The organism is Streptacidiphilus melanogenes, assembly GCF_000787835.1.
Lineage (GTDB): Bacteria > Actinomycetota > Actinomycetes > Streptomycetales > Streptomycetaceae > Streptacidiphilus > Streptacidiphilus melanogenes.
On the sequence record NZ_BBPP01000010.1, the window covers coordinates 66,856 to 82,174 of the forward strand.

The following is a 15,319-nucleotide window of genomic DNA, read 5'->3' on the forward strand; positions in this document are numbered from 1 at the left end:
TTCCTGGAGCGCTTCCCGGCCCTCTATCTCAGCGACGCGGTCGGCTCCTCCGAGGGCGGGGCGGGCGGGGTCGCCCACTGGAGCGCCGACGAGAAGGCCGGGCAGGGGACGGTCACCACCCGCCCGATCAGCGACTCCGAGGTCGTCGACGACGACCTCAACCCCCTGCCGCCCGGCATCGTCGGCAGGCTCGCCCGCCGCGGCAACATCCCGCTGCACTACCTCGGGGACCCGGTCAAGAGCGCCGAGGTCTTCCGGACCGCGCCCGACGGCACCCGGTACGCGGTCCCCGGCGACTGGGCGCGCCGCGAGGAGGACGGCCGGATCACCCTGCTCGGCCGCGGCTCGTCCTGCATCAACACCGGCGGCGAGAAGGTCTTCCCCGAGGAGGTCGAATCCGCGATCAAGTCCCATCCGGCCGTCTACGACACGGTGGTCGTCGGCGCTCCCGACGAGCGCTGGGGCGAGACCGTGGTCGCCCTGGTCCACCAGCGCGACGGCTCGGCCGAGCTGACCCTGGACGCGCTCCAGGCGCACTGCCGGACCCACGTCGCCGGCTACAAGGTCCCGCGCCGCCTGCACCTCGTGCCGGGGATCGAGCGCACGCCGACCGGCAAGCCGGACATGCGCTGGGCGAAGCGCATCGCCATCGGCTGAGCCGACCCGCCCGGGGTACCTCACGGGGACGGCACGGACGGCAGGGACGACGCGGACAGCGGAGGTGGCGGGGACGGCAATCTCAGGGTTGATCTCAGGGTTCGCCCTCAAACGTCCCTGGAGCGATCCCCGATGTTGCCCGGTCTCGTCCCTGTGGACGAGCTCATCGTCGGATCCAGCGGCTACCGTGGAGTTCTCTGGTCCGGGCGGGGAGCGAGGAGGCTGACCGGCGATGGGTCCTCTGGTCATCGTGGTTCTGCTGGTCCTGTGCGTGCTGATCGGAATCGGTGCGCTCGTCGTGGTGGGCACGGTCAAGGCCGCTCGTGCCGTCGGCGCCAAAGCCGAGAACATGGCCCTCAAGGCGCGTGCCTACACCAACCCCGGCGCGCCGGGCCGGATCGCCTCGGTCCGGCTGCGCCTGCGCGGCGCCCTCGAGGGCACGCGTCAAGCGCTGGAGTCCGCCGCCTCCCAGGACGCGCAGGTGGGCGAGTCGCTCCAGCTGCTGAAGCGCCTGGAGGCGCACGGCGGCGAGCTGGACGCCCAGTTGCGGGTGCTGGAGCACGAGCCCGAGGTGGCCCGTGTCGACGCCAAGCTGCCCGAGCTGCGCGCCCGCGCCGAGCAGATCACGCACGCGGCGGAGGAGTTGCGGTGGGCGGTCCAGGACCGCCAGCACCACTTCTCGGAGGACGAGGTGGCTCGTCTGAGCGACGAGTGCACGCAGGAGGCGGACGCGCTCCGCCACTGGACCCACGCGGAGCCCACGGCCGACGGCGCGGAGGGCCGCCGCAACGAGCCCGGCCGCCTCACCTCCGGCCGCTGGCCCACCGCCGACGAGGTCCTGGGCTTCGTCGACCGCATACGCCGCCCCACTGGCGAGCCCACCAACCCGCGCTCGGCCGAGCGCTGAGAAGGCCGGCGCTGAGAAGCCGGCGCCGAGCGACGAACGCGGAGCCGACGGCCGCCCCGGCCGAGCGCTGATTGCCGAACGCCGAACGCCCCACGAAAACCGTTCGCATCCGTCCTCGGCGCCTCCCTAGCCTGGCGGCATGCCTGACATCGCGCTGCTCGCGCCTCTCGCCTCCGCACTCGCCGACCAGGAGCGGCTGCTGGCCTTCGCCCGCACCGTGATCGCCGGGGAGGCGGGGGTGGAAGCCACCGCGCTCGGGCGGCACGGGGCGCGCCTGGAGCGGGCGGGGCTCGTCGACGTACGGGACGGACGGGTCTACGCCCGCGCCGACGCCTTCGCCCAGGCGATGCGTGCGCCCGAGCGGACAGAGGCGTCCGAGGTGGCGCAGTTGTTCAAGGACGGCCGACTAACAGAGATGCCGACGCGACCGGCACGACGGCTCGCGTTGCTCGCCCACCTGACCGACCGGGCCTTCGAGCGGGGCGTCGCCTACTCGGAGCCCGAGGTCAACATCGCCCTCAAGCAGTACTGGGACGACTGCGCGGCCCTGCGCCGGTACCTCGTCGAGAACGGCTTCCTGACCCGTTCCGCGGACGGGACCTCCTACCGGGTCACGATCACGGCCGACAGCGCGGCCGACAGCGCGGCCGGCGCCGCGGCCGACGCCACGGGCGCGTAGTCACCGCGTGGCCCTCGCCAGCTCCGAGCGGAGCTCGGCCGGGGCGGCGCTGCCGGGCGGCAGGCCCTCGGCCGCGAGGCGGATCACCTCGCGGCGGACGAGGTCGTTGGCGGGCGTCGGCACGCCGTGCAGGCGGCCCAGCATGGAGATCTCGCCGTTGAGGAAGTCGACCTCGACCCCGCCACCGCGGGTCAGGCTCTGCCAGGTCGAGCCGCCGGCCCGGACCACGTCCGGGATCGGCACGACGCCCATCCGGCCGCCCTGCACGGCTTGGCGCTCCTCCTCCGACGAGTAGGCGATGCCGGCCGCGTCCAGCACGGCGACGCCCTCGGCGCGCACGGTCTGCCACAGGTCGGCGGAGTTGGGGATGCCGTCGCGACCGACCAGCGCCTCAAGGGCGTTGGCGAGGTTGTTGAGCAGCTTGCCGTACTTCCAGCGCATCACGTCGGGGACGATCGGCGCGTCGAAGGTGCTGTCCTTCAGATCGACCGCGATCCGCTCCGCACAACGGTCCGCCGCGCTCGTGAATCCTCCCAGCGTCAGGATTCCCGAGAGCGGTGCGCAGTGGGTGATGACGGTGCCGGGCTGCAGGTGGGTCGCGGGCAGCCAGACGCACATGCCGACCACGTCGGCGAAGTAGCGCAGCGCGGTGCCCTCGTTGGCCACGCCGTTCTGCGCGCAGACGACGGGCAGCGACTCACCGGCCGTCCCGCCGCCGGTGACGGCCGCGCGCGCCCAGTCGCGCAGCACGGCCTCCGTGTCCTGGGACTTGACGGCGAGCACCAGCACGTCGTCGGGGCGCAGCGGGCCCAGGTCCTCGTGGTGGGCGTAGGCGGGGATGCGCAGCCGCTCGGTGCCCTGCGGGGTGACCAGGCGCAGCCCGTCGGTACGCAGCGCGTCCAGGTGCGCGCCGCGCGCCACCAGTGCGACCTCGTGGCCGCCCTGAGCCAGCCGCCCGCCCATCGCGCCGCCCACGGCGCCCGCCCCGACGATCACATAGCGCATGCCCGAACACTAGCGCCGGTTCTGCGCCGAACCGTGCATTACGCGCGGGCTTACGCGCACAGCGCAGCACGGCCCCGACGACGACCGGCCCCGCCCCTCGCAGGAGGGACGGGGCCGGAGGCGCCGACGGCGGCGCAGCCATCGGGCCGCGGTCACCGGGCTGCGCGCGGCCGCGCGCAGCGGGACGATCAGGCCGCGGCGGCGACGGAGATCTGGCCGAGGACGGCGACGAGCTGGGCGGCGACCTCCTCGTCGTCGACCGGGTGGGTCTCGGCGAAGCGCACGACCGAACCGGGGACGGAGAGCTTGACGTCCTCCAGGACCTTCGCGCCGGCGATCCCGGCGGCCTTGCGGGCCTCGTCCTGGGCCCAGACACCGCCGAACTGGCCGTAGGCGGTGCCGATCACGGCGACCGGCTTGCCGGTCAGCGCGCCGCCGCCGTACGGGCGGGAGAGCCAGTCGATCGCGTTCTTGAGCACGGCCGGGATGGTGCCGTTGTACTCGGGCGAGAAGAGGATGACGGCATCGGCGGCGGCGACGGCCTCGCGCAGCGCGGTGGCGGCGGCCGGGACGGAGCCCTCGACGTCGATGTCCTCGTTGTAGAACGGGATGTCGGCCAGGCCGTCGAGGATGGACACCTCGGCGCCCTCCGGCGCCAGCTTGACGGCGGCCTCGGCCAGCTGCCGGTTGTGCGAGCCGGCACGGAGGCTGCCGACGAGGGCGACGATGCGGACGGACATGGCGATCTCCCGAAAGTGGATCGGTGCGAAGTCTGGTGGGTCTGCGCGGCACGCGGGCCGCGCACCGTGACCACGAACCGTCGGCCAGGACTAGCGGACCGCGGTCCGGTTCATGTCTAACATAAAAGCGGACTGCGGTCCATTTATTCCGTTCGCACGCTAGGCTGGGTCCATGACCCCGCCCTCCGAGCCCATCTCGCTCAGCCCCGAGGCGCGACCCGCCGACGGACGAGCCGTGCTCCCGCTCTACGACCAGGACCCGACCGAGCGCGCCGACGCCGCGCGCAACCGGGCCAAGCTGCTCCAGGCCGCCGCCACCCTCATCCAGGAGCAGGGCGCCGAGCATCTGACGATGGACGCCGTGGCCTCGGCGGCCTGCGTGGGCAAGGGCACCGTGTTCCGCCGGTTCGGCGATCGGGTCGGCCTGCTCTTCGCGGTGCTGGACCAGACCGAGAGCGCGTTCCAGAACGCCTTCATGTTCGGACCGCCCCCGCTGGGTCCCGACGCGGACCCCGTCACGCGCCTGGAGGCCTTCGGGGTGGCGTCACTGCGGCACATGTCCGAGCACATGAACCTCTACCTGGAGGCCGACCAGCAGGCGGCCGCCCGCTACGGCGCACCGCCGCGCAGGGTGCGCACCCGTCACCTGACGATGCTGCTGCAGCAGGCGGGCGTCCAAGGTGACGCGGAACTTCTCGCCGAGACCCTGCTCGGCACGCTGGATCCGTCCTTCGTGCACCACCTGCTGACCAACCGCGGCCGTACCGCACCGGAACTCGAAGCTGGTTGGTGCGACCTCGTCGCCCGCGTCACGCACCGCTGCTGAGCCCGACCGGCGCGGCTGTGCCGCCGTCAGGGTGGTCCGTTCGCGGCACGCCGACGAGCCGCGTCCCGCGGCAACGAGCGGTGTGCTGCCGTGAACGAACGGAGCGGAACCCCACGAGGCGACGCGGCACAGGAACGTGCGGGAGGTACGAGGCATGCGGGCAACCGGTCTGGCGGCGATCTCGGTGGTGTCGGCACTCGCGCTGCCGGCCTGCCTCGGCCCGGCGGACCTGGGCCGGGCCGTTGGCTCGGCCGCCCCGCGCGAGGCCGCACGCGGCCTGACGCCTTCCCCCCTGGCGGGGCGCACCGTGGTCCTCGACCCCGGACACAACCCCGGCAACTTCGACCACCTGGACGCGATCGCCCAGCTGGTCGACGTCGGCAACGGCCGCAAGGCCTGCAACACCACCGGCACCTCGACCGGCGCCGGCTACCGCGAGGCCGACTTCACCCTCGACCTGGCCCGGCGGGTGCGGGTGCTGCTGCTCGCCGAGGGGGCGCGGGTGGTCCTCACCCAGGACGGCGACCGGCCCTGGGGGCCGTGCGTGACCGAGCGCGCCGAGATCGGCAACGCCGCCGACGCGGACGCCGTGGTCGCCCTGCACGCCGACGGGGCGGCACCGGACGGCTACGGCTTCCACGTGATCCTGCCCGCCGAAGTCGTCGCAGGCGCGGCCGACACCCGCCCGATCGTCGGGCCCTCGCGCAGCCTCGGCGTGACCCTGCGCGACGCGTACGCGGACGTCACCGGAGAGCCGTTCGCCAGCTACCTGGGCGGGGGGACCGGCCTGATGGTCCGCTCCGACCTCGGCGGGCTCAACCTCTCGAAGGTGCCGGCGGTCTTCATCGAGTGCGGCAACATGCACAACACGGCCGACGCGGCCCGGCTCTCCGCGCCGACATGGCGTGAACTGGCCGCGCACGGGGTCGCCCTGGGCATCACGCGCTTCCTCACCGCTGCCCCGGCGACCACCGCGACCACCGCGACCACCTCCACACCAACCGGAACCGCCAACCCGGGGAGCAACACCGCTGCCGCCGAAACCGCCCCCACCACGAGGACGACACCCCCGTCAGGCCGCGTCGGCTGACCGTCCGTGCGCCAGGTGCCCGCCGATCATGCCGCCGACGGTGGCCACCGCGAGCCCCGTGAAGCCGAGCAGTCGGCCGCGTCCCGTGCGCCCGCGCAGACGCGCCGCCCAGGACAGGCCGTACAACGTCGTCGCGGTGGCGCTCGCGGCCGCGTGCACGAGGCCGGCCCGGCGCTCCTCGGCGGTGGGCAGCTCGGCCCACTCGACCCAGCCCGCCAGTTCCGCCGGCAGCGCCCCGAGGAACCCCAGGGCCACCATCAGCGTCGCCGCCCGGCGCTCGCCCGGCACGAGGTCCAGCACGGCGGCGGAGGTCCAGCAGCCGATCGGGATCTGCACCAGCGCCGGATGCGCCGAGTAGCCGAGCCACTCGCCACGCAGGCCCTCGCGGACCGCGCCGAGCGGCAGCGAACGCACGAACGGGCGTAGCCGCTCCGCCAGGGGATCGAGCCGGTCGAGCCGCTCGAGTCCGTCGATCCGGTCCAGGGCCTCGTCGAGGATCCACCGCGCCGGACGCGAGGCCGGGAGCGAGCTGCCGGCCCCCGCCGGACGCGAGGCGGCCCTCGCACCGCTGATGTCCATGCTCTGTGGCTAACCGCCCTGCGGACCGCCGAAACCGCGCATGCGCCCGGCCGGGCGCGCGGCCTCACCCGATGAGCCGTTCTCGGCCACCGCGCCGCCGGCCTCGCCCTCCCCGCTGAGATCATCCGGCCCGGTGCGCTCGCCCGGCCCCGTGCGCCCGCCCGATCCGGTGCGCCGATCCGATCCCGTGCGCCGGTCCGATCCAGTCGGCTCTTCCGGCCCGCCGCGCCGGGCTCCGTCCACGCGGTCGCCGAGGTGCCCGCCTTCCCCCGAGCCCGCAGGCTCCACGTCCGCGCCGTCGTCCGACGAGGGCTCCCCCTCGGTGAAACTGCTGCGCACGCTCTGCTCGGGGCGACGGCGGTTCTGTTCGGCGATGGCGTCGAGGACTCGCCGGTCCGCCGGGGTGAGCGGCGGCTGGAGGATGCTGCGCGGCCACAGCCGACGGGCCAGGACGACGTTGACCTCGGCGGCGTAGAGGGAGAGCTGGGCGCCCAGGTAGATCCACCACAGCAGGCCCAGCACGGTCCCGAACAGGCCGTAGATCTGGGTGGCGTGACGCAGCTGGTGCGCGACCAGCGCGCCGCCGAAGGCCTGCAGGGCCGTCCAGATCGGCCCGGCGATCAGGCAGCCGGGGAGCAGTCCGCGCCAGTGGATGTGCGCGGGGGTCAGCACGCGGAAGCAGGCCAGGTAGAGCACGGTGTTGAGGCACACCGACGCGAGCAGTCCGAAGGCGAAGACCATCGCGCCGGAGGAGACCGCGCCCAGGACGGCCGTGGCCGCCGAGGACATCAGCAGACCGAGGCCGAGGGCGAGGATGAGCAGCAGCGAGCGGGCCAGGCGCGGCCAGTATCCGGGGCGACGCACGCCCGGCACGTTCCAGATCTGCGCCATGGCGAACTGGAGCGACTGCGCGATGCCGAGGGAGCCGTACAGCAGGCCGAGACAGCCGATCGCCACCGCCAGCGTGCTGCCCTGCAGGGAGTGGACGCTTCCGCGCAGCTGGTCGCCGATGACGGGGAAGTCGGCGAGGGCCGAGTTCAGCACGTCCTTCTGGAGTCCCGGGTTGCCCCGCAGGGCGAAGCCCAGCGACGTGGTCAGGAGCAGCAGCAGCGGGAACAGGGCAGCGAAGCCGTAGTAGGTGATCAGCGCGGCCAGCGAGCCGCCGCGGTCGTCGCCGTACTTCTTGATCACCCCGAAGACGAAGCCGGGCACGCGTCGGCGCTGCTGCCCGCGATCGATCCGCCGCAGTCCACGTTCCAGGCGGTTGGCCATACCTGGCCTGTTCCCGTCTTCGCGCACGGCATGCCCGACGACGTCCGCCGCGCGGGTGACGTCGTCGGCCCGGCCTCGAGTCGTTTCGGGGCGTCCGGGTGCAGGATGGGTACGAGGTGATAGCCGTGATCTTCGAACTGAAGGCCGAGTACGGTTTCGCATCCGTGGACACAGAGATCCACCTGTGGCATCTGGTCCGCGAGGGCGGCACCGTCGCACTGTGCGACCGGACGATGACCGTCGACAGCAGGACCCGCTCGTCCGCGGACCTGCGCGACATCTTCCCCGAACGCCTCTGCCCGGCGTGCCGGCAGCGCTACTGCGAGCTGCTGCCGAACATGACCCACCCCGCCCCCGCTGCCCCCGCCGCCCACAGCGGCGCCTGAGGGACGCGCGGTCGGCCGGATGGCCGGTCGGTCGGTGAGACGGACGCGCCTCACACCCAGCGCTGCCGCAGGCCCACCAGGGCCTTGCCCTCCGTGGAGAGCAGGCCCACGCGGTAGTCGAAGCGCGGTGTCGCGGAGAACATCAGCCACAGGTACTTGAGGTTCTCCGCGAACCAGTAGCCGGGGGTCAGGTCGCCGTAGTTCTGCGGGCTGCCCGGCGGCGCGGTGACGTCGCGCAGCGTCGTGTAGCCCCCGGGGACGCGCTGCCGCTCCCGCATGGCGGTGAACCAGCGGTAGGCGGCCTGTCGGTAGCGGTCCAGGCCCGTCATCCGCCACAGGTCGAAGGCGGCGTTGGCGTACTCCGGTCGCAGCAGACCGCTGGGGTCCACGGGGCGCAGCGTGGCGCAGTCCACGGACTCCGGCAGCACCGGGTGGCGGTCCAGTACCGCCGTCCACGAGTCGAAGTAGGCCACGCCCTGTTGCGGCGCGCCGCCCTTGGCGAGCAAGCCGGCGTAGAACGAGCCGAGCTCCTGCTGGCGGGTGCGGGTCCCGACGGACCGGCCGGACCGGAAGTCGACCGCGCGGAACCAGAGCCGTCCGCCGATGCGGACGGCCTGGTGGCGCAGGATGGCGGCGGTCAGCGTGCGGTACCAGGAGCGAAGGGTGCGGTCGCGGAACTGGGCGCCTGCCGTGTAGAGGTACTCATAGAAGGAGTCGACCGGCGCGTTCGGCGCGACGGCCGCGGTGTCGGTCCAGCGGCCGGTCTCGACGTGGAGCGAGGTGCCGAGCAGGTCCAGCGCGCTGCGGCGGGAGACCGCGGCCCGGTAGGCGCGGACGCTCGCCTCGTAGTAGCGGGCGTCGCCGGTGAGCCGGCTGAGCAGCCCGAACTCCAGGGCGTTGCTGCCGATCTCGGCCAGGGTGGCGACGTCGCCGTGGACGGCGCCGGTGCGCAGGTTGACGTGGGTGTAGGGCAGACCGGTCGGTGAGGCGGTGAACGCGGGCAGCAGCCGGTCCGCGAGCTCGCGGGCGCGCCCGAGCAGCGCCCGGCGGCCGGTCGCCTGATACCCCGCCAGCACGCCGCCCACCAGGCGGATCACGGCCTCGAAGACCTGGACCGACGCGTCCTGGACGGGGTCCAGGTGCTGCTCGATCCAGTCGCAGCAGAGCGCCGCCTCCAGGTTCTCTCCCATCAGGAAGAGCGTGTCGAGCGCCTCGACGATGGTCAGGCCGAAGGTGCGGCCCGGGGCGAAGAAGTCGTGGTGGGTCCCGCTGAGCGGCCGGACCTCGTCGTAGCCCCAGGCCGCGGCCCGGTAGCCGCGCCAGCCGTGCAGGAACTCCGAGTGCACCTCGGCGGCGAGCCGCGCGTCCGCCGACGCGGGCTGACGGCCGCTCGCCGCCACGCCCAGCACCAGCGCCGAGGCGGCGACGCCCGCCCCGGTCAGCACCCTGCGCCGGGTGGAGCCCGATCCCGTCTCCTGCTCGGAGCCCCGGGCGCCGGGGCCGTGGGCCTCGGGAAGCGGCAGGGGGAGGGAGGGGCCGTCATGGATCAAGGAGGCCACAACCCCCGTTCATCGGATGATCTCCACGCCGAGGGCCTCGCCCGATCGGATTCGCGTCGTGCGGCCGATCGCCGCAGCGGCCCGACAGGACTCTCGGTCGCGGTCGGACCCGACGTCAGAAACGGCCGCGGGAAGGACGGTCGGCAGGATTCGACCGGGCGCCGGGCGGGCATCAAGATCGCGACGAGCAGGGCTCCGCCAGGGCCCTCGGGGGAAGGAACACGACAGTCATGCCTCAGCTCCTGATCGAGGAGAACTTCCAGCACCTGGACGGCGAGGACGTCGAGGAGCTGATCGAGGCCTTCGGCGCGCTCGGTCTCAGCGCCGAGCCGACGCAGCCCCGCACGCCGGGCCCGCACCGCGGCTGGGTGCTGGTGCTGCACTGGCTCCGCGACGACACCACGCCGCTGGACGCGACGCTGCGCGACGGCTCCCTCGCCCAGGCGGTGCGCGGCGCGCTTCGGCACCCGCACCCGGTGGGCGAGGACGGCACGGAGGTGCGCGAGCGCACCCTGCCGCGCCGGATCGAGATACGCGACCGCGAGGACCGTGTCCTGGCGCAGGTCGACCTGGCCGCGTGAGCCCGCGCCGGGCGACGCGCCCGCTGTTAGCCCAGGCCGGATCCGGGTAGGCGTCCCTACGTCGAGCACGAGTCGAGCACGACGGGAGGCCCGCGATGGCCACCGCTACTCCCCCGGCGGAGCCCGCGCCGGACGACGCCGACCGCGACGCCACATCGGAGCAGAACGAGCACGCCTACGACCACCCCAGGGCGGAGGGCGACCCGGACGTGGACGCCGACGCCGGAGAGCCGGACGAGGAGGGCTGAGCCCCACCCTCAGTCGCCCTGCCGCCGCTTACGGCTGGGCGCACCACGAGCCGCCACCCCCGCCGGGGAGACGAGCCCGAATCCGGGCTGGGGTCGACCGGCCCGTGTCCGGCACCGACGCGGGCCGGTACGGGCGTGGCGCGGTGAGACGCGGTGCGAGCCGGCCGCGCCGCGGCCTTGCCCGCACCGCGCAACGACCCCCCGGGCCTCCCTGGCAGGTCGCGGCCGACCCGCGCGAGGCGGGCGACGCCGGGCCCGGCAAAGGCCGTGCCCCGAAGAGCCGAGCCCACCGGTATCCCCTGGTGCCCGTCCCCTGACGCCGCAGGGCCTGAGGCACGGGCTGGGTGCAGTCGAGCCGGACCCGACCCGAGCGACTCCCCCGGGGCGGCTGTGGGGTGTCAGACCTGACGCGTGCGGCCCTCCCAGTACGGGTCGCGCAGGCGGCGCTTGTAGAGCTTGCCGTTGGGGTCGCGGGGCAGCTCGGGGACGAAGTCGACCGAGCGGGGGCGCTTGTAGCCTGCGAGGACGCGGTCGCAGTGGGCGAGGATGTCGGCGGCGAGCTCCGGGCCGGCCGTGTGGCCGGGGGCGGGTTCGACGACGGCCTTGACCTCCTCGCCCCAGTCGTCGTGCGGGATGCCGAAGGCCGCCGCGTCCGCGACCCCCGGGTGACCGAGCAGGGCGGACTCGATCTCGGCGGGGTAGATGTTGACGCCGCCCGAGATGATCATGTCGATCTTGCGGTCCCGCAGGAAGAGGTAGCCGTCCGCGTCGAGCAGGCCCAGATCCCCGACGGTGAAGAAGTCGCCGATCCGGTTGGCCCGGGTCTTCGCCTCGTCCTTGTGGTAAGAGAAGCCGCCGGTGTTCATCTTGATGTAGACCGTGCCGAGCTCTCCCGTCGGAACCGCCTCGCCGCCCTCGTCCAGCACCGCGATCTCGCTGATCGGCCAGGCCCTGCCGACCGTGCCGGGGCGCTCCAGCCACTCACGCGCCGTCGAGAAGGTGCCGCCGCCCTCGCTCGCGGCGTAGTACTCCTCCACGCACTCGCCCCACCAGTCGATCATGGCGCGCTTCACGTGGTCGGGGCAGGGCGCTGCGCCGTGGATCGCGTGGCGCATCGAGGAGACGTCGTACCGTGCGCGCGTCTCCGCCGGGAGGGCGAGGAGGCGGTGGAACTGGGTGGGGACCATGTGCGTGTGCGTGACTCCGTGGGCGTCGATCAGACGCAGCATCTCCTCCGGCGTCCAGCGGTCCATCAGCACGACCTGGTGCCCGAGGTGCAGCGACGCGGCCGCGAACTGGAGCACCGCCGTGTGGTACAGCGGGGAGCAGACCAGGTGCACGTCGTCGTGTCCGCCGCGGATGCCGAAGATGCCGAGGAACCCGCCGAGCGGGGTCTGCTCCGGGGGGCGGCCGATGAGCGGGCGGCGGATGCCGCGCGGGCGGCCGGTGGTGCCGGAGGTGTAGTTCATGACCCAGCCGGTCGTCCGGTCCTGTGGCGGGTCGGTCACTCGACCGTCGAGCAGGTCGGCATAGGGGCGGAAGCCGGGCAGCTCGCCGACCGCGTAGCGGCGTTCCTTGGGCAGCCCGGCCTCGTCCGCCGCGGCGGTGGCGGCGTCGGCGAAGCGCTCGTGCGCGATCAGCGCCCTGGCGCCGCTGTCGGAGACGATCCAGGCGATCTCGGGCCCGACGAGGTGATGGTTGACCGGGACCAGGTAGAAACCGGCCTGCGATGCGGCCAGGTACGCGGTGAACAGCTCGACGCCGTTCGGCAGCACGACGGCGAAGGAGTCGCCGACGCCGAGCCCGGCCTCCCGCAGGCCGTGCACCAGCTGGTTCGCCGCGGCGTGCAGCCGCCCGGCGGTCCAGGCGGCGCCGTCCGGCGCGTGCATCACTACGCGCTCCGGCTCGGCCAGGGCCTGGGCCCAGAAACCCACGGGCGGCGCGGACGCCGTCGGTGCGGACTGGTCGCTCATGCCTGCTCCTCTTCCTGTGCCCGCTCCTGTGCCCGCTCGTGTGCCTGCGCGATGCGGTCCAGCCGGGCGACGGCCTGTGCGAAGCCGCGGGTCAGCTCGTCCATCACGGCGGCGACGGGACGCTCGTCGTTCATCCGGCCCACGATCTGCCCTACGGGCGTGCCGATCAGCTCCGGCGTCTCGTAGGTCTGGATCCGGCTCAGCGCCTCGGCGACCAGCAGGCCCTGCAACGGCATCGGCAAGGTGCCGGGGCTGTCCTCTCCCTCCCACGCCTCCGTCCACTCCGTGCGCAGCTGCCGGGCGGGCTTGCCGGTGAGCGCACGCGACCGGACGGTGTCGCCGCTGCCGGCGGCGAGCAGCTTGCGCCGCAGGACGGGCGAGGTGAGGTCGGACTCGGAGACGGTCAGCCAGATCGAGCCCAGCCAGACGCCCTGCGCGCCCAGCGCGAGCCCGGCGGCGACCTGTGCACCGGTGCCGATGCCGCCCGCGGCGAGCACGGGGAGCGGGGCGACGGCCTCGACGACCTCGGGGACGAGCACCATCGTGCCGATCTCGCCCGTATGTCCGCCCGCCTCGTGGCCCTGCGCGACCACGATGTCGATCCCCGCCTCCGCGTGCCGCCGCGCGTGGCGCGCGCTGCCGGCCAGCGCGGCGACCAGCACGCCCGCGGCATGGGCGCGTTCGATCACGTCGGGCGGCGGCGAGCCGAGGGCGCTGGCGAGCAGCTTGATCGGGTGCTCCAGCGCGACGTCGACGTGCGAGCGCGCGACCTCCTCCATCCAGCCGGTGATCCGCCAGCCGCCGCGCTCGCCCTCGGGCAGCTCCGGGACCCCGTGCTTGGCCAGCTGGGCGCGCACGAAGGCCCGGTGGCCCTCGGGGATCATCGCCTCGACCTGCTCGACGGTGACGCCCTCCACCTTCTTCGCGGGCATCACCACATCGACCCCGTACGGCAGCCCACCGCACCGGTGGTCCATCCAGTCCAGGTCCTTGGCGAGCTCCTCCGCCTCGCCGTAGCGCACGGCGCCCAGCACGCCCAGGCCTCCGGCCCGGGAGATGGCGGCCGCCACCGCCGGGAACGGCGTGAAGCCGAACACCGCGTGCTCGATGCCGAGTCGGTCGCTGAGCGGGGTTCTCATCGCGGCTCCCATGGCTACGGTCCCAGGCTGCTGGGGGCAGCATGGCGCACGCCGCCGGAGAGCGGAAGAGATTTTCTGACAGAGCGTCAGATAAGGGTTGCGGCGTTGCTGCCCTGGAGGCCTCAGCAGCCCTGGACGGGGTGGGTGACGGGCGCCGTCGACGCCTGCAGGATCCAGCCGGCCCCTGACCCGTCGGCGTCGCCGGAGAGCTGCGCCTCGGCCTGATGCCCGCCCGGCAGTGTCCGGTGCCACTGCCCCTGCCACGGACCGGGATCAGCCCCCGCCCCGTCCGCCGTCCAGCCGAGGGCCCGCAGGGACGCTCCCACCTGGGCGACGACCTGCGTCACCGAGCCCGCGCCGGTGAACTGGACCTGGACGCTCGGCGGGTCCCAGCCGAAGGTCGCCGGATCGCCGTCGCAGGAGTCCCACTGCCGGTCGACGGTCCGGCGCAGGGTGACCGTCGCGCCCGACGGGACGGCGGTCAGCACCGGCTGCAGGGCCTTCGTCAGCCGGTCACCCGGGTCCGGGTCCCCGACCGGCGACGGAGTCCTGTCGCCGGCGCATCCGGACAGGACCGGAGTCAGCACCAGAAGCGCCGCGGCGACGGCGGCACGGGCGGCGACCCGCGCCGACCGGCGGGACGGGCCGCGACGGACCGGTCGGATGATCAGATGGCTGGGCACCAAAGGAGTCTGACACGAACCGACAGGTCAGCGCTGCCAGCGTCGGGTCAGGGCCGTCAGGGCGGGCGGCTCCGGGGTCATCCGGACCAGCGAGACCGGGACCGGGCCGATGCCCCGCGCCCAGGACGGCAGCGCGCCGCGCGGCGGGGGCGCCGCCTGGGCGGCGGCGTCGAGGCGGCGCAGGACCTCACGGGCGGAGGAGGGACGGCGGTCCGGGTCCTTGGCGAGCAGGTCCAGCACGAGGCGCTCCAGCGCCTCGGGGATCTCCGGGCGCTCGGCGCGCGGCGGAGGCGGCTCTGCGTCGCGGTGGTCCAGCAGGACCACCAGCGGGTCGCCCTTGAAGAACGGCGGGTGGCCGAGCAGCAGTTCGTACAGCACACAGCCGAAGGAGTAGAGGTCGGCGCGCTCGTCGAGGCCGGTGCCCTCGATCTGCTCGGGCGACATGTAGAACGGCGTGCCGACGGCGAAGGTGTTGCCGCCGAGTCGGGCGGTGACGTTCTCGTCGCTGCCCAGGCGCGCGATACCGAAGTCGCAGATCTTCACGGTTCCGTCGACGGTGCGGATCAGGTTCCCGGGCTTCAGGTCGCGGTGGATGACGCCGCGTTCGTGGGTGTACGCGAGCGCGTCCGCTATCTGGCGGCCGATGCCCATCGCCTCGCCGGGCCGCAGCCGCCGGCCGCGCGCCGCGTCGAGGAGGCGGCCGAGGTCCTCGCCGTGCAACAGCTCCATGACCAGGAAGAGCACACCGGACGACTCCCCGAAGTCGTGCACGACGGTGATTCCGGGGTGCTGCAGGCCCGCCGCGAGGCGCGCCTCGCGGCGGAAGCGCTCCCGGACCAGCTGACCGTCGTTCGGCCCGTCCGGCACCAGGCACTTCACGGCGACCTGACGGCCCAGGGCCTCGTCCTCAGCCTGCCAGACCTCCCCCGCGCCGCCGCGCCCGATCCGGCGTTGCAGCCGGTATCTCCCCTGGACCAGCGTGTTCTCCTCCACCC

17 protein-coding genes are annotated in these 15,319 nt (G+C 73.8%); 8 read left to right on the plus strand and 9 right to left on the minus strand.

Features of this window, described 5'->3' with window-relative positions; translation table 11 throughout:
* The 3 genes from TR49_RS13785 to TR49_RS46675 form a co-directional block, all read left to right on the plus strand.
* Positions 1–657 (plus strand): AMP-binding enzyme (locus TR49_RS13785; RefSeq protein WP_042381402.1); only part of this gene is annotated, 657 nt, incomplete at its 5' end.
* Between the two features lie 232 nt (positions 658–889).
* The gene (locus tag TR49_RS13790; RefSeq protein WP_052434278.1) at positions 890–1,564 is read left to right on the plus strand and encodes a hypothetical protein; all 675 of its coding nucleotides are present in this window, start codon (positions 890–892) and stop codon (positions 1,562–1,564) included.
* A 139-nt stretch (positions 1,565–1,703) separates the two neighbouring features.
* Positions 1,704–2,243, plus strand: a complete 540-nt coding sequence (locus TR49_RS46675) for a DUF2087 domain-containing protein (protein ID WP_063770087.1) — start codon at positions 1,704–1,706, stop codon at positions 2,241–2,243.
* On the opposite strand, the gene TR49_RS13800 is transcribed toward TR49_RS46675, so the two are convergent.
* A complete protein-coding gene (locus tag TR49_RS13800; RefSeq protein WP_042381403.1) occupies positions 2,244–3,248 on the minus strand; it encodes a ketopantoate reductase family protein in 1,005 nt (334 codons plus the stop codon).
* Between the two features lie 188 nt (positions 3,249–3,436).
* Entirely contained in the window at positions 3,437–3,988 is a 552-nt protein-coding gene (locus tag TR49_RS13805; protein ID WP_042381405.1) for an NADPH-dependent FMN reductase, read from the minus strand.
* 172 nt (positions 3,989–4,160) lie between these two features.
* On the opposite strand from TR49_RS13805, the gene TR49_RS13810 reads away from it, so the two are divergent.
* Together TR49_RS13810 and TR49_RS13815 are read left to right on the plus strand one after the other, a co-directional pair.
* Positions 4,161–4,814 carry a TetR/AcrR family transcriptional regulator gene (locus TR49_RS13810; protein WP_042381407.1) on the plus strand — a complete coding sequence of 218 codons (654 nt, stop codon included), beginning with the start codon at positions 4,161–4,163 and terminating at the stop codon, positions 4,812–4,814.
* Positions 4,815–4,968: 154 nt separating this feature from the next.
* On the plus strand, positions 4,969–5,904 hold the full coding sequence (locus TR49_RS13815) for an N-acetylmuramoyl-L-alanine amidase (protein ID WP_063770088.1): 936 nt from the start codon (positions 4,969–4,971) through the stop codon (positions 5,902–5,904).
* Here TR49_RS13815 and TR49_RS13820 read toward each other — a convergent pair.
* Positions 5,887–6,483, minus strand: a complete 597-nt coding sequence (locus tag TR49_RS13820) for a DUF2231 domain-containing protein (RefSeq protein ID WP_052434279.1) — start codon at positions 6,481–6,483, stop codon at positions 5,887–5,889. The genes TR49_RS13815 and TR49_RS13820 overlap by 18 nt on opposite strands.
* A 9-nt stretch (positions 6,484–6,492) precedes the next feature.
* Positions 6,493–7,755: a YihY/virulence factor BrkB family protein gene (locus TR49_RS13825; protein ID WP_052434280.1), complete on the minus strand. Its 1,263-nt coding sequence runs from the start codon at positions 7,753–7,755 to the stop codon at positions 6,493–6,495.
* Between the two features lie 125 nt (positions 7,756–7,880).
* On the opposite strand from TR49_RS13825, the gene TR49_RS13830 reads away from it, so the two are divergent.
* Positions 7,881–8,141, plus strand: coding sequence for a hypothetical protein (locus tag TR49_RS13830; protein WP_084724882.1), 261 nt, complete (start codon positions 7,881–7,883; stop codon positions 8,139–8,141).
* Between the two features lie 50 nt (positions 8,142–8,191).
* Here TR49_RS13830 and TR49_RS13835 read toward each other — a convergent pair whose 3' ends face one another.
* Positions 8,192–9,700, minus strand: coding sequence for a glycoside hydrolase family 47 protein (locus tag TR49_RS13835; protein WP_236653354.1), 1,509 nt, complete (start codon positions 9,698–9,700; stop codon positions 8,192–8,194).
* Between the two features lie 230 nt (positions 9,701–9,930).
* Here TR49_RS13835 and TR49_RS13840 point away from each other — a divergent pair, with 230 nt between their 5' ends.
* Positions 9,931–10,281 carry a hypothetical protein gene (locus TR49_RS13840; protein ID WP_042381411.1) on the plus strand — a complete coding sequence of 117 codons (351 nt, stop codon included), beginning with the start codon at positions 9,931–9,933 and terminating at the stop codon, positions 10,279–10,281.
* A gap of 95 nt (positions 10,282–10,376) precedes the next feature.
* Positions 10,377–10,529 carry a hypothetical protein gene (locus TR49_RS43815; protein WP_160311598.1) on the plus strand — a complete coding sequence of 51 codons (153 nt, stop codon included), beginning with the start codon at positions 10,377–10,379 and terminating at the stop codon, positions 10,527–10,529.
* A gap of 398 nt (positions 10,530–10,927) precedes the next feature.
* Here TR49_RS43815 and TR49_RS13845 read toward each other — a convergent pair whose 3' ends face one another.
* From TR49_RS13845 to TR49_RS13860, 4 genes are all read right to left on the minus strand, one after another.
* Positions 10,928–12,502 carry an acyl-CoA synthetase gene (locus TR49_RS13845; RefSeq protein ID WP_042381415.1) on the minus strand — a complete coding sequence of 525 codons (1,575 nt, stop codon included), beginning with the start codon at positions 12,500–12,502 and terminating at the stop codon, positions 10,928–10,930.
* On the minus strand, positions 12,499–13,641 hold the full coding sequence (locus TR49_RS13850; RefSeq protein WP_042381418.1) for an NAD(P)H-dependent flavin oxidoreductase: 1,143 nt from the start codon (positions 13,639–13,641) through the stop codon (positions 12,499–12,501). Before TR49_RS13850 ends, TR49_RS13845 begins: the two co-directional genes overlap by 4 nt.
* Positions 13,642–13,763: 122 nt before the next feature.
* A complete protein-coding gene (locus TR49_RS13855; RefSeq protein ID WP_042381421.1) occupies positions 13,764–14,324 on the minus strand; it encodes a hypothetical protein in 561 nt (186 codons plus the stop codon).
* Between the two features lie 27 nt (positions 14,325–14,351).
* The gene (locus tag TR49_RS13860) at positions 14,352–15,317 is read right to left on the minus strand and encodes a serine/threonine-protein kinase (RefSeq protein ID WP_052434281.1); all 966 of its coding nucleotides are present in this window, start codon (positions 15,315–15,317) and stop codon (positions 14,352–14,354) included.
* Positions 15,318–15,319 lie beyond the last annotated feature (2 nt).